The sequence below is a fragment of the Mycobacterium sp. NGS26 genome (assembly GCF_059813025.1).
Genome location: NZ_JCALDU010000003.1, coordinates 177,760 through 200,285, shown reverse-complemented (window position 1 = coordinate 200,285; position 22,526 = coordinate 177,760). Strand labels below are relative to the sequence as shown.

Genomic DNA, 22,526 nt, shown 5'->3' with positions numbered 1-22,526 from the left:
CGCTCATTTGTACGCCGACACGCCGTGTTGCACGGCATTTTGGGGACGCTCGCGACCGCGGGGCGGCCGGCGGATCAGGCCGGCGAGATCCCGGAGCTGAGCACGCGGATCGCGCTGACCAGCCCGTCGACCAGGTCGCCCTGCTGGAACGCCGACGCGGCCGCGGCAACCCCGAGCGGCGCGGCCGACTCGGCGCCGCGCCCGCGCACCTGCGCGCCGTAGACGACCTCGATGGCGGACTGGTTCGGCGAGACCGCGAGCAACACCGCGTTGTTGGGCGTGGGCACCCGGGCCAGGATTTCGCGGGCCCGCGCGGCGGTGTCGCTGCCCAGGTCGCCGAGGTAGATGGCGAACCGCGCCATGGACGACCGCGAGGCGTATTTCAGCGCGTCGTCGATGGCGACGAGGTCCTTGATCGGGAAGGGGTAGTGCACCGACACGTCCCCGGGCTCGGTGACCCCCGAGATGCGTCCGCTGGTGGTGATCACCGAGCCCTTGGGCAGCTCGGCGGGCTCGACCGTCGCTACCTCACCACGTGCCACTGGCGCCACCCCCGACCGAGAACTCCGACGTGCCGTGCCCGCCGTGCTCGCCGCCGACGGCTTCGTCGGTGGCCGCCCACAGGATGGGCGGATGGGTCCACGGCTCCGACATCGTGTAGGTCGCCGGGTGTGGCCCCTTGTGCGACCAGATCAGCCCCGCAAGCACGACCACGATCAACAACGGGATGCCGACGAACAACAGGTGGATCTGCACAACGCTCACGACGCAAACCGTAACCCACCGCGCGGCGAACACACGCACTCAGGACCCGAGTCGTCCTCAGGCGGCGCCTTCACCGAGGTATCGGGCCCAGGCGGGATCCAATTCCTTGACGGTGGACAGCAGTCGCCAGTGCTGTCCCGTCGGGGGCAGCGGCGCGCGCCGCAGCGCCCAGCCCAGCTCGGTGAGCAGCTTGTCGCCCTTGCGGTGGTTGCAGGTCGAGCAGCACGCGACGCAGTTCTCCCACGAATGGTCACCGCCGCGGCTGCGTGGCACCACATGGTCGACGGTGTCGGCCTTCGCGCCGCAATAGGCGCAGCAGAACCGGTCGCGGTGCATGAGCGCGGCGCGGGTCATCGGGACGCGGGCGCGGTAGGGCACCCGCACATACTTCCGCAGCTGGATCACCGACGGCACCACGATCGACCTGGTCGCCGAGTGGATGACCGGCCCGGCCGGATCGTCGTGCACCACGTCGGCCTTGCCGCAGATCACCATGACGATCGCCCGCCGCATCGGCAGGGCGGTCAGCGGCTCGTAGGTGGAATTCAGCAGCAGCACCCGCCGGCGGCTCCAGATCGACGCGCTCTCGTGGCGGGTCGGCGCGTGGGTGTCGACGCTGTGCAGGCATGGCGCTGTTACGGGCCCGGTTAGCCCTGCCGCGGCACCGGAACTTCGGTGGCTGCGGCGTCTCTTGCGCTGCGCCATAGATCCTCCGCGGAACAGTCCACCATGATTCGCCGCCAATCGCACGTCTCTTGCAGGTGAACGCCGTGTCGATCCGGTGAACGGCGGGCGTGGCTGGGCGGTTGTCGAAGCCCGCCGCGCCTTGTCGGGCCGGCGATGCACCACAATGGACGGCGATGGATCAGGTGAGCTTCTACGACGCTGTCGGCGGTGCCGAGACGTTCCGAGCGATCGTTTCGCGCTTCTACGCACAGGTTCCCGAGGACGAGATACTGCGCGAGGTGTATCCGCTGGACGACCTCGAGGGCGCCGAGGAGCGCTTGCGCATGTTCCTCGAGCAGTACTGGGGCGGCCCGCGAACCTACTCCGACCGGCGCGGGCATCCCCGGCTGCGGATGCGCCACGTCCCTTTCCGCATCAGCCCCATCGAGCGCGACGCCTGGCTGCGCTGCATGCACACGGCCGTCGCATCCATCGACTCGCAGACCCTCGACGACGAGCACCGCCGGGAGTTGCTCGACTATCTGGAAATGGCCGCCCACTCGCTCGTCAACTCGCCGTTTTGATGTCGGCCAACGCAATGGACTCCAGGCCGTGGTGGTCAAGCGCGGTCTTCTATCAGGTGTATCCGCGGTCGTTCGCCGACAGCGACGGCGACGGCGTCGGCGACCTGGACGGGGTGACGGCCCGGCTGGGGCACCTGGAGCGGCTCGGCGTGGACGCCATCTGGCTCAACCCGGTCACCGTCTCGCCCATGGCCGACCACGGCTACGACGTCGCCGATCCCCGCGACATCGACCCGCTGTTCGGCGGGATGGCCGCGATCGAACGGCTGATCGCCGCGGCCCACCAGCGGGGCATGAAGATCACCATGGACGTGGTGCCCAACCACACCAGCTCGGCCCACGGGTGGTTCCGGGCGGCCGTGGCCGCGGGCCCGGGCGCCGACGCGCGGGCACGCTATTTCTTCCGCGACGGCCGGGGCGCCGACGGGGAGCTGCCGCCGAACAACTGGAGGTCGGTGTTCGGGGGGCCGGCGTGGACGCGGGTGGTCGAGCCCGACGGCAAGCCCGGCCAGTGGTATCTGCACCTCTTCGATGCCGAGCAGCCGGACCTGAACTGGGAGCACCCGGATGTCTTCGACGACTTCGAGAAGACGCTGCGGTTCTGGCTGGAACGCGGCGTGGACGGGTTTCGCATCGACGTGGCGCACGGGATGGCCAAGCCGCCCGGCCTGCCGGACTCGCCGGCCGTCGACGCGAAGGTGTTGCACCACAGCGACGACGACCCGCGCTTCAACCACCCGAGCGTGCACGAGATTCACCGCGACATCCGCAGGGTCGTCAACGACTATCCGGCGGCGGTGACCGTGGGCGAGGTCTGGGTCACCGACAACGTCCGCTGGGCGGAGTACCTGCGGCCCGACGAGCTGCATCTCGGCTTCAATTTCCGGCTTGCGAAGGTCGGCTTCGACGCCGCCGAGATCCGCGAGGCGATCGAGAACTCGCTGGCCGCAACGGCTCTCGAGAACGCCGTCCCGACGTGGACGCTGTCCAACCACGACGTGGGCCGCGAGGTGACCCGCTACGGCGGCGGGGAGATCGGGCTGCGCCGGGCGCGGGCCATGGCGATGGTGATGCTCGCCCTGCCGGGCGCGGTGTTCATCTACAACGGTGAGGAACTCGGCCTGCCCGACGTCGAGCTGCCCGACGATGTGCTGCAGGACCCGACATGGGAACGCTCCGGACATACCGAGCGCGGCCGCGACAAGTGCCGGGTCCCGATGCCGTGGTCGGGCGACACTCCCCCGTTCGGCTTCTCGACGAACGCCGACACCTGGCTGCCGATGCCGGCGGACTGGGCGGCGCTGACCGTCGAAAGGCAGACCGCGGATCCCGGGTCGACGTTGTCGTTCTTCCGGAAGGCGATCGAATTACGCCGTACACGAGCCGAATTCGAGGGCGACGACATCGAGTGGCTGAGCGCGCCGCGCGATGCGCTGACATTCCGGCGCGGCGCCCGGGGCGTGGTGTGCGCGCTCAACGCCGGCCGGCGCCCGATCGCATTGCCACCGGGCGAGCTCATCCTGGCCAGCGCGCCGCTGGAACGCGGCAAGTTGCCGGCCGACGGCGCGGCCTGGGTGATCTGCGCTTAGCGCAGCACCAGCGCCGCATGACCGCGACGCCGGTGCACCGAGCCGAATTTGGCGTCGAGGCGCAACCACGCCGGCAGTATCCGGACGCGGATGACTTCGTCGCTGTCGATCGCATCCGGCGACTGCGGCAGAAAGCCCATCGCGGTCAACGCGAACACGCAGCGCATCGGCAGGCCCACGCTGACGTCGGCCGCGCTGACCCGAATGACCTCCTGGTCGAGCAGCGAGACCGGCGGGCCGTGAGAACTGCTGTGTTCCTGAGCAAGTCGCGCGCCGCGCTGCGCCAGGTCCAGCATCACCCGGGCGGGCACGTCGTCGAGATGGACGAAGCCGGACTCCGGCGGCAACGCCGATCGCCACGCTGAGTCCATCGCGAAGCCGGGGTCGACGTGGCCCGAATCGTCCATCGCGGACAGCCCGCGCGCCAACCCGTCGGCGCCCACGGTCACGTCCCCCGGCCGCAGCCTGCCCACCACCACCCGGCTGGCCAGCACGTCGAAACCCGTTGCCACCCATGCCGTCAGCAGTCCGGCGGATCGGGCGCGCAGGCGGATGACCGCGGCGTCGTCCAGCCGCATCGCATGGTCGACGAATGCGGCCAGGTCCGCGCGGTGGGCCTCCCGGTGTTCCGGCCCCAGCCACAGTCCGCGCTCGGCTACCGCACCCAACGTTGCAGATACTCCCGATGCTGTGGGGAGAGCCGCACCAGCCGCTGCTCCTCGATGTGGACCGCGGCCAGCTGCGACTCGGCGATGACGGCGGGCTTGGACCCGGGATCGGCGTTGACAGAACGCACCTCGTAGCCGAGCGTGAAATCGACCGCCCGCAGCCGCTTGGTCCAAATGGTCACCTGCAGGGGCGAATCGGCCAGCCGCAGCTGATCCTTGTAGGTGACCCGAACGTCGGCGATCAGCAAGCCGATGGTGGTGATGTCGGCCGCGAACGGCTCCCTGAGGAACGGGACCCGCGCCTCCTCGAGGATGGTGACCATGGTGGCGTGGTTGATGTGCTGGTACATGTCGATGTCCGACCAGCGCACCGGCACCGGCGCGACGAATCCAACACTCAACTCGACGATCCCCTGCCGCTGGTGCGGGTCATGCGGCGGATCTGCCGCGCGGCCACCGACAGCGTCGCGAGATCCTTTGCGCCGCTTTCCTGGATCTCGTTGAGGGTCCGTCGCGCCCGCTCCACCCGGGACGCGCTGATGTGCTCCCACTCGGCGATTTTCTCTTCCCCGCTTTCGTCGGGCTCCCCGACCGCCAGCACATCGAAGCACAACGACCGCAGCGAGGAATAGATGTCGTCGCGAATCGCCAAGCGCGCCAACGAATGCCAGCGATCATATCGGGGCAGCTCGGACACCGCGGTCAGCAGGGCGTCGGTGCCGAGCCGGTCCATCAGCGCGAAATAGGTGTCGGCGACCTCGGCGGTGTCGATCTCGGTGATGTCGGCGATGTCGATGATGTCGAGCAGGCTGTAGCGGTACAGGCCGGTCGCGACCCGGTAGGCCAGGTCGCGCGGCGCACCCTGCGAGGCGAATTCGGCGGCTTCCTTTTCGACGATGGCCTTGTCGTCGCCGCGCAGCCACTCCGACATGCGCGGCGTCATCGCCTTGACCATGGCGGCGAACCGGTTGATCTCGGCGCCGACGGCCAGCGGCTGCGGACGATAGTTGAGCAGCCACCGTCCGGCGCGGTCGATCAGCCGCCGGGTGTCCAGCGTCATCCGGTCGGACACCGCGACCGGCATGTTCGCCGCGCGGATCCGCCGCCAGATGTGACCCACACCGAAGATGGCGTCGGTGGCCACGTAGGTGCGAATGGCGTCGATCGGCCCGACGCCGACGTCCTCGGTGATCCGGAAGGCATAGCTGATGCCGGCGGTGTCCACCAGATCGTTGATCAGCATCGTGGTGACGATCTCCCGGCGCAGCTGATGCGTGCGGATCTCCGGGGTGAACCGCTCCCGCAGCGGCCTCGGGAAGTATTCCGGCAGCCTGGACGCGAACACGTCCTGCTCCGGCAGCTCGGTGGTCAGCATCTCCTCTTTCAGCCCCAGCTTGACGTGCGCCATCAGCGTGCAGAGCTCGGGCGAGGTGAGCCCGATGCCGGCCTCGGTCCGCCGGTGAATCTCCTTCTCCGACGGCAGCGCCTCCAATTCGCGGTTGACGCCGCGTTCCTCGGCCAGGTACCTGATCTGCATTGCGTGCACCGGGAGCAGGCTGGCCGCGTTGGCGCGGCTGGTGCCGATCAGATCGTTCTGGTCCTCGTTGTCGGTCAGCACCAGCCGCGCGACCTCGTCGGTCATCGACTCGAGCAGTTGCTTGCGCTCCTGCGCTTTGACCTTGCCGGCGGTGACCAGCGAGTCGATCAGAATCTTGATGTTGACCTCGTGGTCGGAACAGTCCACGCCAGCGGAGTTGTCCATCGCGTCGGTGTTGATGCGCCCGCCCGCCAGGTCGAATTCGACGCGGCCCAACGCCGTCACGCCGAGGTTGCCGCCTTCGCCGATGACCTTGGCGCGCACCTGATTTGCGTTGACCCGCACCGGGTCGTTGGCGCGGTCGCCGACGTCGGCGTCGGACTCGGTTTCGGCCTTGATGTAGGTGCCGATGCCGCCATTGAACAGCAGATCCACCGGCGCCTGCAGGATCGCCTTGATCAGGTTCGGCGGGGTCATCTCGCTGGTTTCGCCCTCGATGCCCAGGGCGTCGCGCACCTGCGGGCTGATCGGGATGGACTTCTGCTCACGGCTGTACACGCCGCCGCCCTCGCTGATCTGCGACCTGTCGTAGTCGTCCCAGCTGGACCGCGGCAGGTCGAACATCCGCCGGCGTTCTCGAAACGACGACGCGGCGTCGGGGTTCGGGTCGAGGAAGACGTGCCGGTGATCGAAGGCGGCGACCAGTCGGATGTGCTCGCTCAGCAGCATGCCGTTGCCGAACACGTCGCCGCTCATGTCCCCGATGCCGACGACGGTGAAGTCCTCGGTCTGGGTGTCGACGCCCATCTCCCGGAAGTGTCGTTTGACCGCCTCCCACGCGCCCTTGGCGGTGATGCCCATCGCCTTGTGGTCGTAACCCACCGAGCCCCCGGACGCGAACGCGTCGCCCAGCCAGAAGCCGTAGGACTTGGCGACGTCGTTGGCGATGTCGGAGAAGGTGGCGGTGCCCTTGTCGGCGGCGACCACCAGGTAGGCGTCGTCGCCGTCGCGGCGTATGACTTCCGGTGGCGCGCTTACCTTTCCGGTGGCGTGGTCGACGTTGTCGGTGACGTCCAGCAACCCGGAGATGAACAGCTGGTAGCAGGCCACGCCTTCGGCGCGCAGCGCCTCGCGGTCGGCGGCGGCGTCGCCGGTGGGCAGCGGCGGGCGGTTGAGGACGAACCCGCCCTTGGCCCCGACCGGCACGATGACGGCGTTCTTCACCGCCTGCGCCTTGACCAGGCCCAGGATTTCGGTGCGGAAGTCGTCGCGGCGATCCGACCAGCGCAGGCCGCCGCGGGCCACCGGGCCGAACCGCAGGTGCACGCCTTCCACGCGCGGCGAGTACACGAAGATCTCGAACTTGGGGCGCGGCAGCGGCAGCTCCTCGATCAGCTGGGCGTCGAGCTTGAGCGCCAACACGTTGCGCGCGCGGGCCGAACCCTCGCGCGTCACAAAGTAATTGGTCCGCAACGTCGCCTGCACCAGCGACGCGAACGCACGCAAAATCCGGTCGGTGTCCAGACCCACCACCGCGTCGATGTCCGCGGCGACCGACGCGGCGGCCGCTTGCGCGTCGCGGCTCGTCGGCGATCCCTTAACGGACGAAGCACGGGGGTCGAAGAGCGCCTCGAACAACAGGACCAGCGACCGCGCGGTGGAGGGGTGGTCGTTGAGCACCGTTTCGATGTGGGACTGGCTGTAGGGAAAGTTCGCCTGCCGCAGGTATTTCGCGTAGGCGCGCAGCAGCACGACCTGCTGCCACGTCAGCCGCGCGCGCATCACCAGCTCGTTGAACCGGTCGATCTCCACGCGGCCCTGCCATATCGCCGTGACCGCGTCGGCGAATCGCTCGGCCATCGCGTCCCGTTCGGCCGTCGTCGACGCCAGCGGGATGGTCGGGTGCGGTGAGATCTTGAACTGATAGATCCACACCGGCAGCCCGTCCGGGCGGGTGACGGAGAACGGTCGCTCCTCGAGCACCACGACGCCCATGCTCTGCAGCATGGGCAGCAACTGGCTCAACGACGCGGTGCGTCCCCCCAGGAACCAGGTCAGCAGGGCGAGCCCGTCCTCACCGCGATCGGAGAACACCAGCTTGACCGAGTCGTCGGTCAGCTCGTTGATGATGGCGATGTGTTCGATAGCGTCGTCGGGGGTGACGGCCTGCTTGTAGGCCTCGGAGAAGGCGGCCGCGTAATGCTCGGCGTCGTCGTGCGAGACGGCGCCGGTCCCCGCGGCCCCGATGAGCCGGTCGCCCCAGGTCCGCGCGGCTTCGCTCAACAGCGCCTGTATCCGGGACCTGTTGGCCTCGGAAACGTCGACCGGGGTGGCGTGTTCGGGCAGCCGCACCATGAAATGCATGAGCGCCCAAGGTGATTCGCTCACGCGGGCGGTGAATTCCAGCCGCGTGCCGCCGAACTCGCGGACCAGGATGTCCTCGATCTGCAGCCGCACGGCGGTGGTGTAGCGATCGCGCGGCACGTACACCAGGCAGGACACGAAGTACTGCAACCGATCGGCGCGCAGGAACAACAACGCGCGGCGCTGCGACCCCAGGTCCACCACGGCTTTGGCCATCGCGAAGAGCCGATCGGCGCTGAGCGTGAACAGCTCCGAGCGCGGAACGGTCTGGATGACGTCGAGCAGCAGCTGGCCCGGGTGGGCCGGATCGCTGTCGGCCATCGAAAGCGCCTCGCGGACCCGGTTCGAGATCGACGGGATCTCCAGCACGTCGGCGTTCATGGCGGCGACCGTGAACAGGCCGACGAAGCGATGCTCGATGATGCCGTCGTCGACGTTTTCGCGGACCGCGATGGCGTACGGGTAGGCGCCGTAGCGCAGGTAGCTGCCGACGACGGACTGGGCCAGAACCAGCAGCTTGTCGTCGTCGGTCAATCGGGGGCGGGAACCGGTGCGGGTGCGCAGCACGCCGAGGCCGGGTGACCCGTCGCCGGAGACCCTGCCGTCGTGCACCCGGCACCGCTGGTAGCCCAGCAGCAGGAAGTTCCCGTTGCCCAGCCAGCGCAGCAGCGCCGCGACATCCTCGCGGTCCGGCGCCGTGTAGTGGCCTTCCTTGTTGGCTTCGACGTCGGCGGCCAGGTTGCCGAGCGCGGCGATCAACGCCGCCGCGTCGCTGGCGACCTGTTGCACGTCGCCGAGGACCTTGGGCAACAGTTTCTCGACCTCGGCGAGGGCCTTGGTGTCGACCGAAGGCAACAGCTGGACGTATATCCAAGCCTCGCCGACGTATTGCGGCGTGCCGGGGGCCTTCGGTTCCACGCTGAGCAAATCCCCTTGCGCGTTGCGGCGCACCTCGAAGACCGGGGTCATGATGGCCGAGTACTGCACCCCGAGCCGGTGCAACAGCACCGTGACGGAGTCCATCAGCATGCCGCCGTGGTCGGTGACGACCTGCAGCGCCGGCCCGAATCCCGCGGGATCGTCCGGGGGGTGGACGCATACGCAGCTGCAGCCGGCCGGGCGGCATTGGGCGAGCCGGTAGTGAGCGCTCAGCATGGCGGGGGTCACCATCCGGGCCGGGACAGTCAGGTCGAGGGTGCCGGTTTCTGCGCCCGGCTCCTCACCGTGCGGGCCCCGGTAGCTCTCTATGTAGGCCTTCGCGATCCAGTCGGGAATGTCGTCTTTGTTGGTGAACGCGGTCCAGGGCTTGTGTTCCTGCTTTGCTCCGGGATCGATCGTCATGCCGATTGCTCCCAACTCGCGACGGATGCCAGTGCGCCCCGCTCCTCGACGGCCCGTCCGGCCGCGTCGTCACGTGGCGTTGGCAGAGCTGACACTAGTCGCGTGTGAGCTTGCGGTGGGTCACTCTGTGCGGCCGGGCGGCTTCCTCGCCGAGCCGCTCCACCTTGTTCTCCTCATACGCACCGAAGTTGCCCTCGAACCAGAACCACTTCGCCTCGTTGTCGTCGTCGCCCTCCCACGCCAGGATGTGCGTGCACGTCCGGTCCAGGAACCAGCGGTCGTGCGAGATCACCACCGCGCACCCGGGGAACTTCTCCAGCGCGTTCTCCAGCGAACCCAGCGTCTCGACGTCCAGGTCATTGGTCGGCTCGTCCAGCAGGATCAGGTTGCCGCCCTGCTTGAGCGTCAGCGCGAGGTTGAGCCGGTTGCGTTCGCCGCCGGACAGCACGCCGGCCGGCTTTTGCTGGTCGGGGCCCTTGAAGCCGAACGCCGACACGTAGGCCCGCGACGGTATCTCACTCTGGCCGACCTGGATATGGTCCAGCCCGTCCGAGACGACCTCCCACACCGTCTTCTTCGGATCGATGCCCGCGCGGGCCTGATCCACGTAACTGAGCTTGACGGTCTCGCCGACCTTGACGGTGCCGCTGTCCGGCTGCTCGAGCCCGACGATGGTTTTGAACAGCGTGGTCTTGCCGACCCCGTTGGGGCCGATGACGCCGACGATGCCGTTGCGGGGCAGGGTGAAGGACAGGTCCTTGATCAGGGTGCGCCCGTCGTAGCCCTTGTCGAGGTGTTCGACCTCGACGACCACGTTGCCCAGCCGTGGCCCGACGGGAATCTGGATCTCCTCGAAATCGAGCTTGCGGGTCTTCTCCGCCTCGGCGACCATCTCCTCGTAGCGCTGCAGCCGCGCCTTGCCCTTGGCCTGGCGGGCCTTGGCCCCGGACCGGACCCAGGCCAGCTCGTCGGCCAGCCGCTTTTGCAGCTTGGCGTCCTTGCGTCCCTGCACCGCCAGCCGCTCGGCCTTCTTCTCCAGGTAGGTCGAGTAGTTGCCCTCGTACGGATACGCGCGCCCGCGGTCGAGTTCCAGGATCCATTCGGCGACGTTGTCCAGGAAGTAGCGGTCGTGGGTGACGGCCAGGATCGCGCCGGGGTAGGCGGCCAGGTGCTGTTCGAGCCACTGCACGCTTTCGGCGTCGAGGTGGTTTGTGGGCTCGTCGAGCAGCAGCAGGTCGGGTTTGGACAGCAGCAGCTTGCACAGCGCCACGCGGCGTCGCTCGCCGCCGGACAGATTCGTCACCGGGTCGTCCGGCGGCGGGCAGCGCAGCGCGTCCATGGCCTGCTCCAGCTGTGAGTCGAGGTCCCACGCATCGGCGTGGTCCAGCTCCTCCTGCAGCCGGCCCATCTCTTCCATCAACTCGTCGGAGTAGTCGGTGGCCATCAACTCGGCGACCTCGTTGAAGCGGTCCAGCTTGACCTTGATGTCGCCGAGGCCCTCTTCCACGTTGCCGCGAACCGTTTTCTCCTCGTTCAGCGGCGGCTCCTGCAGCAGGATGCCGACCGTGGCGTCGTTGGCCAGGAAGGCTTCGCCGTTGTTCGGCTTGTCCAGGCCGGCCATGATCCGCAAGACGCTCGACTTACCGGCCCCGTTGGGGCCGACGACGCCGATCTTGGCTCCCGGCAAGAAGCTCAACGTGACGTCGTCCAGGATCACCTTGTCGCCGTGCGCCTTGCGGACCTTTTTCATCGTGTAGATGAACTCAGCCATGCCGCGGGTTTGCCTCTCTGGTCGTGCAGAATTGCCTCGCGAACCATCCTAGGCATCACCCCGCGGCGCTGACCGGGCAGCTAAGCGGACAGCGACACCGGCCCCGTTGCGGCGGGCTCGAGGGTGTCATCGGCATCGGTGTCCTCACCAGCGGCGTCGGACGCATCCGCGGTGGGCGCGGTGGTCTCGTCGGCGGTTGGACCGGTGTAGCCCGGCTTCTCGATGCGCACGATCGCCCGCGACACATCCGGGCCTACCGACGTCGCGCGCATCTCCAGCGACGAACGTCGATTGCCGTCCCGGTCCTCGTACTCGCTGGTGTAGACGTGGCCCACCACGATCACCGGCGCGCCCTTGCCCAACGCGGCACCCACGCCGGTGACCAGCTTGCCCCAGCAGTTGACGTTGATGAACAGTGAGTTGCCCGGCTCCCAGCTGCCATCAGCGGTGCGGCGGCGCGAATTGCTGGCGACCCGGAATTTCATGACCTCCTGGGTGCCGACCTGTCGACGCTCGGGGTTGTTGACGATGTGGCCGACGACGGTCAGCGGGGTTTCGAACATTGGCTTGTCCCTTCTCGTTTTGCTTTCTCTTCGCGCGGTGACCGCGCCCTATCTGGCCACCATTCAGCGCCGTACCACCGACGGGTCCCGTGCCGAACTCGGGCCCGGTCGGCAAACCTGTGGAAAGAACCGAGACTGTGGATAAGCCTGCCGGCCGGCGTGATCGCGAGCGATGGTGCCGCCACCGACGCGCGTTCAAACGCGCAGCACATGGCGGGTGGTCGCTTAGTCTGCCGGCATGGACCGCATCTGGCAGTGGACCTGGGATCGGTACGGGGCGAGGTACATCTGGGCGGGTGGGGTGGGCGCATTTCTGATCTCGCTGCCGATCTACCTCACCTTCGTGTCGTTTCCGATCATCGCTTTTGAGAAATCTGATCGCTACGTTGACGCGGCGGCAGTCACCGTCGTGGCCGTACTGGTGCTCGCATGCATCATGGTTCTTCCCGATCGCCGATGGGCACGACTGGCCGAGCAGTGGGCGGCCGGCAAAGACGTCGATCGAGCAGCGGCCCTAGAGGGCACCTATGTCTTTGCCCGCAGGGCGACTTCTCGCACGATGTGGGCCGCCGGTGTCTGGGCCGCCGCGTTGGCGGTCGTTGTCGGCGCGATCGCGGGAGCGAGTTGGTTACGGCTGGTGCAATACGGGGTTTTGGCTGCCGCCATCGCAGTAGCGGTCCAACTGGTCGCGCTTCATAACAGCGTGGAAGCAGCGTGGTGGCCAGCCAGGGTCGCCCTCGTCGGTGAAACGGGGATCGGCGATTCGCTGCCCCGCTCTCGCCCGACTTTCGCAACAAGGTCGAACGTGTCCATGGTTGCCGTCGCCTTTGGGTACGCCGTCGGTGGCGCATTGCTTGCCGCCGTATCGAATCGAGTCAGTGCGGCCCCCGTTCTGTCGCTGGTGATCGGAGCTGCGTTGACGGTCGTATTCGCGGTGCCGGTCTCCGTCGGACTTGGCTTCTCGCGTTCTTTGCAGCCCATTCGCGACCTCGCCAAGGGCGCCGAACGCGTCGCGGCCGGGGACTACAGCCAGCGCCTGCCGGTCGTTCAGGACGATGACCTCGGCGCATTGGCCGCGTCGTTCAACCGCATGCAGGCGGGTTTGGCTGAGCGGCAACGACTTCAGGGAGCGTTCGGAACCTACGTCGACCCGGCCCTCGCGGCGCGGTTGCTTGAGCAGGGCGACGATGTGTTCACCGGTGAGCGCCGGGAGGTGACGGTGATGTTTGTCGACATCCGCGATTTCACCCCGTTCGCCGAGGCCAACACCGCCGAGGACACGGTCGCGCGCCTGAATGCGTTGTTCGAAATTGTCGTGCCTGCGGTCGTCGACGCCGGTGGGCACGTCAACAAGTTTCTCGGCGACGGGGCGCTGGCCGTCTTCGGCGCCCCGAACGACCTCGCGGGGCATGCCGATGCCGCCGTGAGCGCCGCGGAATTGATTTACCGCCGTGTCGCCGAGCGATTCGGCGGGGAGCTTCGCATCGGCATCGGGATCAACACCGGCGCGGTGATCGCGGGAACCATCGGCGGCGGCGGCAAGCTCGAGTTCACCCTTATCGGTGACACCGTCAACGTGGCAGCCCGCGTCGAGCAGCTCACCAAATCCACCGGTGATGCCATCCTTCTCACCCAGCAGTGCATCGACGCCTTAGCGTCCCGGCCGCCCAAACTCATCGACCGGGGATTCCATGTGCTGAAAGGAAAGTCGGCGGCGATACAGGTGTTCGGGCTCGGACAAGAGGCCGACGCGTGAGTTTGCCTCATCAACTAGCGGGGGAATCAGGCGCGCAAGAACCTGTTCCTTCTGACTAAGAAAGTGAATGCCGACCGGAGTTCGGTTGAGATCGCGTCGAACGCCGGGCGCACGGTGTTGACGTCCGCCGATGACTGGGAAGCGTGGCAGGAGACGGCGTACTTGTTCCGATCCCGGGGCAATGCGCGCCGACTCCTGGACGCCGCCGACGCCTTGGACCAGAGCCCCGGAATCCCGGGCGAATTCGCCGATTGAAGTTTGTCTTCTCGCCTCAGGCGTGGAAGGACTACCTGCATTGGCACGCCGCACGCCGGACGGTGCTCAAGCAAATCAACAAGCTCATCGCGGTCCATGTGGGGCCTGGGGGCCGGTGCGGATTGTGGCCGAAACTTGTCGTAGCCCTCTGCTTTGATGTGGTCATGTCGTCGACCGCAGCGCTTGACTCGGAGTTGCGCCCTGCCGATCGCCTGGGGGTGCTGTTGAGGAGTTGGCGGAGTTGGCCGGTCAGCGCAACGCGATTGATGGGCGCATCGTGGACATCGTCGCCGAGATTGATGGTGACCAGTTGTGGGGTGCCACCGGCGCGCGTTCGCTACCGGCGTTGGTGGCGTGGAAGCTGGGTTTGTCGTCGACCAACGCCCACGCGATCGCGACCGTGGCGGCCCGGGTTGAGCAGTTTCCGCGCTGCGTGGCGGGCATGCGGGAGGGCCGGCTGTCGCTGGATCAGATCGGCGTGATCGCCGGGCGGGCCGGCGATGGATCCGATGAGCATTACGCGCAGTTGGCCGCCGTGGCCACGGTGGGCCAGTTGCGCACCGCGGTCAAACTCGAACCGCGACCCGAACCCGAGCCCCCCGATCCCGAGTGCTGGACACCACCCGCGCGCTCGATCACCAAGACCGCCGATGAGAATTCCGCGTGTTATCGGATCAAACTCGGCCACGACGACGCGGCCAAGTTCGACGCGGCGCTGCAATCGCATTTGGATGCGCTGATCGCCGAGTGGAAACACGACCGCGACAACCACGGGCCGGCATCGGATAACGCTCCGCCGCTGCCGGGCACCATCGAGGCGTTTATGCGGCTGGTCGAGGCCGGGTGGGACATCCAGAAATTCGTTCGGACCACAAGACTCGTATATCGCGTCACTGATCGCGGACTGATCGTCCGGTCTATGACCCACGCGGGCCGGGCGTTTCGCGCCGCGACAGTTCGGCCAGCATCGCGTTGTAGGCGGTCAGCTCCGCGTCGTCATCGCGATCGGCGGCCCGGTCCAGCCGCCGCGCCGTGCGCGCATCGCTGCGCGCCCACTGCACGAGCAGCGCGATCATGACGATCACCAGCGGCATTTCCCCTGCCGCCCAAGCGATTCCGCCGCCCAGTCGCTGGTCCCCCAGCAAATCGGTGTGCCAGGGCAGACCCAGCGACCGGTAGTAGGCGGCCCCGAGGACGGTCCGGGTGCCCATCAGCTCCACCCCGAAGAACGCATGCAACGGCAGCGAGGCGAACACCACGCCCACCTTGGCCAGCGGCGGGATCGGCCGCGGCGTCGGGTCCACCCCGATCACCACCCAGTAGAACAGGTAACCGCTGAGGAGAAAGTGCAGATTCATGGCCATGTGGCCGGCGTGGCTGCTCACCGTGGTGTCGAAAAGGTTCGAGAAATATAGCCCGTAGAAGCCCGCGACGAACAGCACCGTGGCGACCACCGGGTTGGTCAGCAGCCGCGACAACCGGCTGTGCAGCGCGGCCAATATCCACTCCCGCATCCCCGGCGGATCACCCCGGCCGGCGGCGGGCAGCGCCCGTAACGCCAGGCTGACCGGGGCGCCGAGCACCAGCAGGATCGGCACCAGCATCGACAGGCCCATGTGGGCGACCATGTGCATGCTGAACATCGCCGGCATGTAGCGGCCCACCCCCGACGACGTCACGAACAGCAAGGCCAGGCAGCCGAGCAGCCAGGCCACGACCCGCCCCGGCGGCCAGCGGTCGCCGCGGCGGCGCAGCCGCACCACGGCCGCCACGTACAGGCCGGCGAGGACCAGCGCGGCCGTGCCGAAGATCAGGTCGAAGCGCCAGTCGAACAGGATGCGGGCCAGGGTGGGCGGCCCCTCGAGGTTGTAGCCGATCTCGGCCTCGGGAATCGACGGCAACCGCAGCGGCGGTGGCGGCGGCGGGGTGCGGCCCAGCCCGACGGCCACACCGAATGTCAGGCCGAAAACGACGGCCTCGGTCAGCGCCAGCCGAATCAGGGCAGCACGCGCGACCGTGGGAGGACTCGAATCCGCTTGCAGCGCAGCGACTCCGGTGCGTCGCTGGCGCCAGCCGACGACACCCAGGACGCACAGCGCGACGAACTTGGCCACCACCAGCCGCCCGTAACCGGTGCTCAGCGTGTCGGCGGGCGTCACCCGCACGAGGGCGTTGACCAAACCGCTGAGCGCCATCGCCACCCAGCACCACAGCGCGATCGCCGAGAAGCGCCGCGCCGCCAGCCCGAGGTGCTCGCCGCCGCGCAGCGCGTGCGTCAGCAGGGCCAGCAGGCCACCGGCCCACAGGGTGGCGGCGACGAGGTGGATCAGCAGGCTGTTGGTGGCCAGGTCGTGGGCGCCGCCCGCCGACGAGTGGCCGGTCAGCCCGAGCGGAATCAGCGTCACCAGCGACCCCGCGAGCAGCGGCGGCGTCCACGACCAGCGCAGCACCGACAGGCTCGCCAGGGTCACCGTCGCGGCCAACAACGCCGTCCAGCGCCACGCCGACGCGGTGTAGATCAGGTCGGCCAGCCTCCAGATCGTCACCGGGTTGAGGTGGTCGGCCAGTGGTTGCCCGGATACGTCGGAAATGGTCAGCGGAACCAGCAGGGCCGCGCACACCGCCCACACCCCCGACGCCACCGTGCCCAGCCGAAGCGCGCGATATCCGCCGGCGTCCAGCACACCGCTGGCCTGCGGGGACACCAGAAACGCGGCGAAAAGGAAGGATCCGACGGCCAACGCCGCCGCGATCTCACCGGCCGCCCGGACGAACGGCAGCCCCATCGTGGTTGCCGGGCCAGGATTGGGCAAGCCGGTGAGATTCAACGCGTCGGCCAGTGACAGCGCGCCGATTCCGGCGGCCGTGCAGCCCGCCAGCACCGCGACGCCGATCAACAGGGGCCACACCAGCGCAGCGGGCTTGCCGGCGGGCCTGGCAACCGTCATGTACCCAGGGTATGGGCGGGGCCACCCACTACGGAGTTTGGCTGTCCGGACGGCTGTGCCGGGCCCGTTCGCGGGCGACGAATTGGGCGCGCGCGATGTTCCCGACGTGGTCGGAATCGCGGATTATGTCTCGCAATTCCCGCCGGAACGCTATCCGTCTCTCGGCCAGGTCGGCGGCGGGTGCGATCAGATCCTGGTCGGCGACGACCTGATACGCGGTGGCGAACAATAGCGTCGACACCGACTCACTGCTGCGGACCCGGGTCTGCGCCACGTATTGCCGCCCGACGCCGAGCGCCAACTCGGTCAGATCCTGTTGAGCGATATCCGCCGGCGCATCGCACAGCACGTCGGCGACGATCGCATACGCTTCGAAGAACACCCGCAACATCGCTTCCGACATCAGCGGACGCTTGGCGAACAACATGGCGTCGATGTCACCTCCCCCGGCGCCCACGTGGGCCTCCCAATCGTCGTGCCACGCCATCTCTTCGGCGATGTTGTCGCGAAACGCGGCCGAGTCCGCGAAGTAGAAATCGAATTTCAGCAGATCGCGCAGCCGCATCGCCTGGGTCCAGAAGGCCTCCATGCGGTCGGCTTGGGCGCCGTCGACGTGCCTGGCGTGCGCCAACGCGAGCTCGACGATGGAAGTCTCCAGAAAGGCGTGGATCACCGAGTTGCGGTAGAACGCCGCGGTGTGTTGTTCCTCGGGCGCGATGAGCCACACCGGCTCCCGGCCACTGTCGACCCGGGTGATCGGGTGGCCGCTGGACAGGGCGTCCACCGCCGCCCGCACCCCGTCGCGCGAGCGCAGCCGCAACGCGCTCGTGGACATCGGGTTTCGCTTGCGCTCGAGATAGTCCAGCGAATCCTGCAAGGTGTGGTGCAGCTGGTCGAGCGTCAACGCCGCGCCCCGGGTGGTCAGCAGCAACGCGCACACCAAGCCCGTCGCCGTCACCGGCGTTGCCTGCAAGATCCGCCACGCCACTTCGAACGACATCTTCTGCAGGGCAAGGCGTTTGGCGTCCGGATCCTGGGCCAGCGGTCCGTGCGGAGGACCGAGGTGCTCGCGCATCGAGACCGCCTCGGGGAAGCGCACGTAGATCTTGCCGTAGTTGCGTTCGCCCTGCGCGCGGATGAAGTTGTACAGCCACAGGATGCCCTCGGGTGTTTTCTCGCCCCCGCGCGCGTAGGCGGCGTACTCGGCGGTCTCGTGCAGCTGGTCGAAGCTGATCGACACCGGCTGCAGCAGGATGTCCTCGCTGCGGCCGTCCAGGTAGGCATCGGCCACATAGGACATCAGACCGAGCTTGGGCGGCAACATCTTTCCGGTACGCGACCTCGTTCCCTCGATCGACCAGCTCAGGTTGAACCGCTTCTCGACGATGTAGCCGACGAATTCGCGCAAGACGTACTTGTAGAGCGCGTTGTCGCCGATGTTGCGGCGGATGAAGATGACGCCGGAGCGCCGCAGCAGCGGCCCCATCAACCCGAACGACAGGTTGATGCCGGCGAACACGTGCACCGGCGGCAGCCGATTCTCCTGCATCGCCACCGGCACCACCGCGCCGTCGATGTAGGACCGGTGCGAGAAGAGCAGTACCGCCGGATGCGCTTCGAGCCCCGCACGCATCGCCGCGACCTGATATTCGTCGTAGTCGAGGTCCGGGTCGAATCCGCGGCTGAGCGCCCTGCCGAGGACACCGACCAGGTCGACGGACACCCGGCTCCACCCGGTGGCGAGTTCGTCGAGCATCTTCCCGGCCTCTTCGACGGTGGCGCCCGGGATCTTTTCCAGCCCGGCGCGAAACCGCGTGGACGCCAAGATTTCCGGCTTGACCAGCCGCGGAGACTTGTAGTGCGGTCCGAGGATGCGGTACTCGGCGCGCTCCATCGCCAGGATGGCGCGGCGCCTGACGAAATGCGCGAAGTCGCGCTTGTCCTCCCCGACGGTGGTGTCGCGCCACTGCTGGCGCAGCTCGGACACCTTGGCGGGTTCGCCGGCCACCACCCGCGCCCGGTGCGGTGCATCGCGCACGATGTGTCGTTGCTGACGTTCGTTGGGGTGGTAGGGATCTCGGCCCGGGAACAGCCCGGCGAGCTTGGCCATCCTGCCGCGTTCCGCCGGCGGCAGCCAGAACACCCGCACCGGCACCACCAGCCGATCGTCGGCGGATTCGGGGTCGGACTCGAGCTGCTCGGCGAGCGCGGTCAGCGCCCCCGGCGGCGCATCGCGCGACGGCAACTTCAATATGTCGAACCTGGTCTCGGGATGCCGGGCCCGCTGCTTGCCCAGCCAATCCATGACCAGCTCCCGTTCGATGCTGGTCCGCATCGACGCCAGTACCAGCGAGTCCTGCGCGGTCAGTACCGCGCTGGCATCTGCGGCCGGTTGTGTCACGGCCGCCCTCTGGGACGCGAAGGCTGTTGCACCTCACCGTCTTTGAGAGCGACCTTGGACGCGTTCGGATCCGCCTTGGCCGGCTTTGCCTTGGTCGCGGTTTTTTTCGCGGTGGTTTTCTTCGCGGTGGTTTTCTTCGCCGGGGCCTTGCGCGCGGCGGCCTTGGCGGCCGGCTTGGCAGCAGGCTTGGCCCTGGCCCTCTTCGCCGCCTTCCGCTCGGCGTACAGGCCGACCTCGGGCAGCTCGTCGACGGGCCAGTTGGCCAGGGTGTCCAGATACAGCTGGCGCACCTCGGCGATGCGCTCCGGCAAGGTGTCCAGTGTCCAGTCGTCGACCGGGACCGGCGGGAACACCGCGACGTCGACCGTGCCGGGGTTGATCGTGGAGGAGTTTCGGGCCGCCACGATCTCGGCATTGCGAATCACGATGGGAACGATCGGAATTCCCACCGCCATCGCGATGCGGAACGCGCCCTTCTTGAACGGTCCCACCTCCGTCGTGTCGACCCGGGTGCCTTCCGGGGCGATGACGATCGACAGCCCTTTTCTGGCGAGTTCTTCGATCTGGTGCAGCGACTCCACGGCGGCCACCGGGTCGTCGCGGTCGATGAACGCCGCGTCCATCGCCTTGCCAATCGTGCCCATGATCGGGTCTTTGGCCAGTTCCTTCTTGCCCACCGCGGTCCAGTTGTCCCGCACCAACGCACCTGTGATGATCGGGTCAACTTGGTTGCGGTGGTTGAAGATAAAGACGGCGGGGCGCTGCGCGGTCAGGTTTTCCTTGCCGATGACGTTCAAATGCACACCACTGATCGCCAACGCCAATTGGGAGAACGTGGAGGTGAAAAAGTTCACCCCGCGGCGCCGACTGCCCGTCAGCACACCGATTCCCACCGCGCCGGCCGCGACCGGGAACATCGAGCCCAGGCCGGCGAGTGTGCGCACCTGCCGGCGCAGGCCCACGCGACCCCGGCTGTCGAATCTCAGGATCGGCCAGCCACGCTTCTTGGCGACGGCGGCCATCTTGCCCTCGGGGTTGGTCGGGCGCGGATTGCCGACCAGGTACATCAGGGCGACGTCCTCGTCACCGTCGGCGTAGAAGTAGCTGTCCTTGAGGTCGATGTCGTGCTCGGCGGCAAACCGTTGCACCGCAGCGGCTTTGCCCGGCCCCCACAGGATCGGCTTCACCACCCCGCCGGTGAGCAACCCGTCTTCGTTGGTCTCGAACTTGTTGGTGAGCATGTTGCTGATCCCGAGGAAGCGGGCCACCGGATTGACCTGGATGGTCAACGCCGACGAGCTGAGCACCACGGTATGGCCGCGGGCCACATGTGCCCGCACCAGCTCGCGCATCTCCGGGTAGATCCGCGACTCGATCCGCTGGACGAAGAGCCGCTCGCCGATCTCCTCCAGGTCGTCGATCAGCCGCCCGGCCAGCGCCGAGGCGGCCTTGCCGATGAGGTCTTCGAACTCGATTCGGCCGAGCGTGTGGCTCAGGCCCGCCTGGACCATGCTGAGCAGCTCACCGACGCCCATGTCGCGGCGGCGCAGGCGCTCCTGGGTGAGGATGACGGCGGTGAAGCCGGCGACCAACGTGCCGTCGAGGTCGAAAAACGCACCGATCTTGGGGCCGGGGGGGCTGGCCATGATCTCGGCGACCGAGCCGGGCAACCGCATGTCCTCCGCCGCCTTGGGCTTGGCGCCCTCGGCTTTCCGCTCGCCGGTGGCGCTCATGAGCCCGACACCGATCGCGACGCCGCGGCGGCGGGTTCGGCGAACGACGCCGGGACCGCGCGCGGCGGCGGGTCGCCGGCCAGCGCCAGGATCTCGTCGAAGCCGTCGAGCAGGCACCGGGCGAACAGCGCCTCGTTGCGCACCGACGCCCTGTCGTAGCGCACGGTGATGGTGCACCAGCCGCCGCGGGAAATGAGCACCACCATCATCGCCACCCCGGGGAGCGGGCCGATCCCGTACTGCCGCAATATCTTTGCACCGGCGATGTAGGTGTCTCCCGGGTAGACCGGGACGTTGCTGGCCTGCACGTCGGAGCCGATGACCGAGCCGGTGATCCCCTCCAGGACCGCGGTCGGCAGGACGCTCAGCACCGGCGCGATGGAGCCGATGATGTTCATCGCCGGCTCCTCGCGGCGCTGGGTCATCTGCGCGCGGATCTTCCTCATCCGGGCGACGGGATCGGCGGTGCCCAACGGTGCCGCCAGGTTGACGCCGGTGAACCGGTTGCCGCCGGCGGTGTCCGCGTCGGCCCGCAGGTTCACCGGCACCGCCATCGGCAGCGTGCTGATCGGGACGCCGAGGGCCTCGTGGTAGCGGCGCAGGGCGCCGGACAGGCCGGCGAGGTAGGCGTCGTTGATCGATCCGCCGCCGGCCTTCGCGGCCTTGTGCAGATCGGAGAGCGGGATGTCGATCGCTTCGGTGCGGGTGGCCAGGCTGCGCCGGCGCAGCAGCGGCGACGGCTCGGCGGCCCGATTGATCACCCGCATGCCCGACGTGGCGTAGCGCACGATCCCCGACACCGTGGACACCGGGTCCAAGACCGCGCGCCCGGTCACCGATACGGCCCCGGACAGCGCGCCCAGGGCGCCGTTGACGATGGCGAAGGGCAGGTGGTTGATGCCCTGCCGCATCAGGTCGTTGGGTGACAGGTCCTGCGGAATGGGTTGCGGGGCAGTCGGTTTGGGCGGTGGATCGCGCTCGAGGTCATAGATTTGCGCGAACATCTCGACGCCGCCGACGCCGTCGGTGACGGCGTGGCTGACGTGCAGCAGCGTCGCGGCCCTGCCGTCGGCCAGACCCTCGACCAGGGTCGCGGTCCACAGCGGCCGCGATATGTCCATCGGCGACTGCAGGATGACCTCGGCCAGATCGAACACCTCGCGCAGGGTGCCGGGTTCCGACACGCGCACCCGGCGCACGTGGAAGTCGAGATTGAAATCCGGATCGACCACCCAGCGCGGCGCCGCCGTCGGCAGCGTCGGCACCACCACCTTCTGCCGCAGCCGCAACACCCGTCGGGAGGCGTTTTCGAACCGGGTCCGGAACCGCTCCCAGTCCGGCGTCGTGTCGAGAAGCTCCAGCGCCATGATCCCCGACCGGGTCCGGGGGTTCGCCTCGCCCCGGTGCATCAGATAGTCGACCGGTCCGAGTTCGTCGGACAATCCCACGGCCTCGACGGGCTCAGTCATGATCGTTTACTCGACGCGTCAGCCTTGTCACCGCCGATCAAGCCTCCTGCCTCGGACTTGCCAACCCAGTTGCCAACACAACGCTAGTCGGCTCGACGCGCTGGTGAAAGGCGCGA

General features: G+C 68.0%; 15 protein-coding genes and 2 pseudogenes. 5 read left to right on the top strand and 12 right to left on the bottom strand.

Annotated elements, in window-relative coordinates; translation table 11 throughout:
• Positions 1-74: 74 nt before the first annotated feature.
• The 3 genes from AC5Y6X_RS11935 to AC5Y6X_RS11925 all read right to left on the bottom strand — a co-directional run bounded on the left by AC5Y6X_RS11935 (position 75) and on the right by AC5Y6X_RS11925 (position 1,470).
• Positions 75-542 carry a DUF5130 domain-containing protein gene (locus AC5Y6X_RS11935; RefSeq protein WP_324680693.1) on the bottom strand — a complete coding sequence of 156 codons (468 nt, stop codon included), beginning with the start codon at positions 540-542 and terminating at the stop codon, positions 75-77.
• Positions 529-756 (bottom strand): aa3-type cytochrome oxidase subunit CtaJ, encoded by a 228-nt coding sequence (ctaJ, locus tag AC5Y6X_RS11930; protein WP_499987035.1) that lies wholly within the window; start codon positions 754-756, stop codon positions 529-531. The genes AC5Y6X_RS11935 and ctaJ overlap by 14 nt, the downstream gene beginning before the upstream one ends.
• 66 nt (positions 757-822) lie before the next feature.
• The gene (locus AC5Y6X_RS11925; RefSeq protein ID WP_324680692.1) at positions 823-1,470 is read right to left on the bottom strand and encodes an HNH endonuclease; all 648 of its coding nucleotides are present in this window, start codon (positions 1,468-1,470) and stop codon (positions 823-825) included.
• Between the two features lie 155 nt (positions 1,471-1,625).
• Here AC5Y6X_RS11925 and AC5Y6X_RS11920 point away from each other — a divergent pair, with 155 nt between their 5' ends.
• A complete protein-coding gene (locus tag AC5Y6X_RS11920) occupies positions 1,626-2,015 on the top strand; it encodes a globin (RefSeq protein WP_499986648.1) in 390 nt (129 codons plus the stop codon).
• Positions 2,015-3,604 carry a glycoside hydrolase family 13 protein gene (locus tag AC5Y6X_RS11915; RefSeq protein ID WP_499986647.1) on the top strand — a complete coding sequence of 530 codons (1,590 nt, stop codon included), beginning with the start codon at positions 2,015-2,017 and terminating at the stop codon, positions 3,602-3,604. Before AC5Y6X_RS11920 ends, AC5Y6X_RS11915 begins: the two co-directional genes overlap by 1 nt.
• Here the strand turns inward: AC5Y6X_RS11915 and AC5Y6X_RS11910 are convergent.
• The 5 genes from AC5Y6X_RS11910 to AC5Y6X_RS11890 form a co-directional block, all read right to left on the bottom strand.
• Complete coding sequence (locus AC5Y6X_RS11910; protein ID WP_499986646.1) at positions 3,601-4,272, bottom strand: DUF8010 domain-containing protein; 672 nt, start codon at positions 4,270-4,272, stop codon at positions 3,601-3,603. The two genes, AC5Y6X_RS11915 and AC5Y6X_RS11910, sit on opposite strands and share 4 nt — an antisense overlap.
• Positions 4,260-4,673, bottom strand: coding sequence for an acyl-CoA thioesterase (locus tag AC5Y6X_RS11905; RefSeq protein ID WP_499986644.1), 414 nt, complete (start codon positions 4,671-4,673; stop codon positions 4,260-4,262). Before AC5Y6X_RS11905 ends, AC5Y6X_RS11910 begins: the two co-directional genes overlap by 13 nt.
• Entirely contained in the window at positions 4,670-9,514 is a 4,845-nt protein-coding gene (locus AC5Y6X_RS11900; RefSeq protein ID WP_499986643.1) for an NAD-glutamate dehydrogenase, read from the bottom strand. Before AC5Y6X_RS11900 ends, AC5Y6X_RS11905 begins: the two co-directional genes overlap by 4 nt.
• A 94-nt stretch (positions 9,515-9,608) precedes the next feature.
• Entirely contained in the window at positions 9,609-11,285 is a 1,677-nt protein-coding gene (gene ettA, locus AC5Y6X_RS11895; RefSeq protein ID WP_324680681.1) for an energy-dependent translational throttle protein EttA, read from the bottom strand.
• Between the two features lie 80 nt (positions 11,286-11,365).
• Entirely contained in the window at positions 11,366-11,848 is a 483-nt protein-coding gene (locus AC5Y6X_RS11890; RefSeq protein ID WP_499986642.1) for a single-stranded DNA-binding protein, read from the bottom strand.
• A gap of 238 nt (positions 11,849-12,086) precedes the next feature.
• Here AC5Y6X_RS11890 and AC5Y6X_RS11885 point away from each other — a divergent pair, with 238 nt between their 5' ends.
• From AC5Y6X_RS11885 to AC5Y6X_RS11875, 3 genes and pseudogenes are all read left to right on the top strand, one after another.
• Positions 12,087-13,604, top strand: coding sequence for an adenylate/guanylate cyclase domain-containing protein (locus tag AC5Y6X_RS11885; protein ID WP_499986641.1), 1,518 nt, complete (start codon positions 12,087-12,089; stop codon positions 13,602-13,604).
• A gap of 39 nt (positions 13,605-13,643) precedes the next feature.
• Positions 13,644-13,859: pseudogene (locus AC5Y6X_RS11880) on the top strand (type II toxin-antitoxin system Phd/YefM family antitoxin); the annotation flags it as partial.
• A 164-nt stretch (positions 13,860-14,023) separates the two neighbouring features.
• Positions 14,024-14,715, top strand: a pseudogene (locus tag AC5Y6X_RS11875) (DUF222 domain-containing protein); the annotation flags it as partial.
• A 61-nt stretch (positions 14,716-14,776) separates the two neighbouring features.
• Here the strand turns inward: AC5Y6X_RS11875 and AC5Y6X_RS11870 are convergent.
• Genes AC5Y6X_RS11870 through AC5Y6X_RS11855 form a run of 4 tightly spaced genes read right to left on the bottom strand, consistent with a single transcriptional unit; the run spans position 14,777 to position 22,410 of the window.
• A complete protein-coding gene (locus AC5Y6X_RS11870; protein ID WP_499986640.1) occupies positions 14,777-16,807 on the bottom strand; it encodes a bifunctional copper resistance protein CopD/cytochrome c oxidase assembly protein in 2,031 nt (676 codons plus the stop codon).
• A gap of 28 nt (positions 16,808-16,835) precedes the next feature.
• Positions 16,836-19,208: a glycerol-3-phosphate 1-O-acyltransferase gene (locus AC5Y6X_RS11865; protein ID WP_499986639.1), complete on the bottom strand. Its 2,373-nt coding sequence runs from the start codon at positions 19,206-19,208 to the stop codon at positions 16,836-16,838.
• Positions 19,205-20,941: an HAD-IB family hydrolase gene (locus tag AC5Y6X_RS11860; RefSeq protein WP_499986638.1), complete on the bottom strand. Its 1,737-nt coding sequence runs from the start codon at positions 20,939-20,941 to the stop codon at positions 19,205-19,207. Before AC5Y6X_RS11860 ends, AC5Y6X_RS11865 begins: the two co-directional genes overlap by 4 nt.
• A complete protein-coding gene (locus AC5Y6X_RS11855; RefSeq protein WP_499986637.1) occupies positions 20,938-22,410 on the bottom strand; it encodes a WS/DGAT/MGAT family O-acyltransferase in 1,473 nt (490 codons plus the stop codon). The genes AC5Y6X_RS11860 and AC5Y6X_RS11855 overlap by 4 nt, the downstream gene beginning before the upstream one ends.
• Positions 22,411-22,526: the final 116 nt, after the last annotated feature.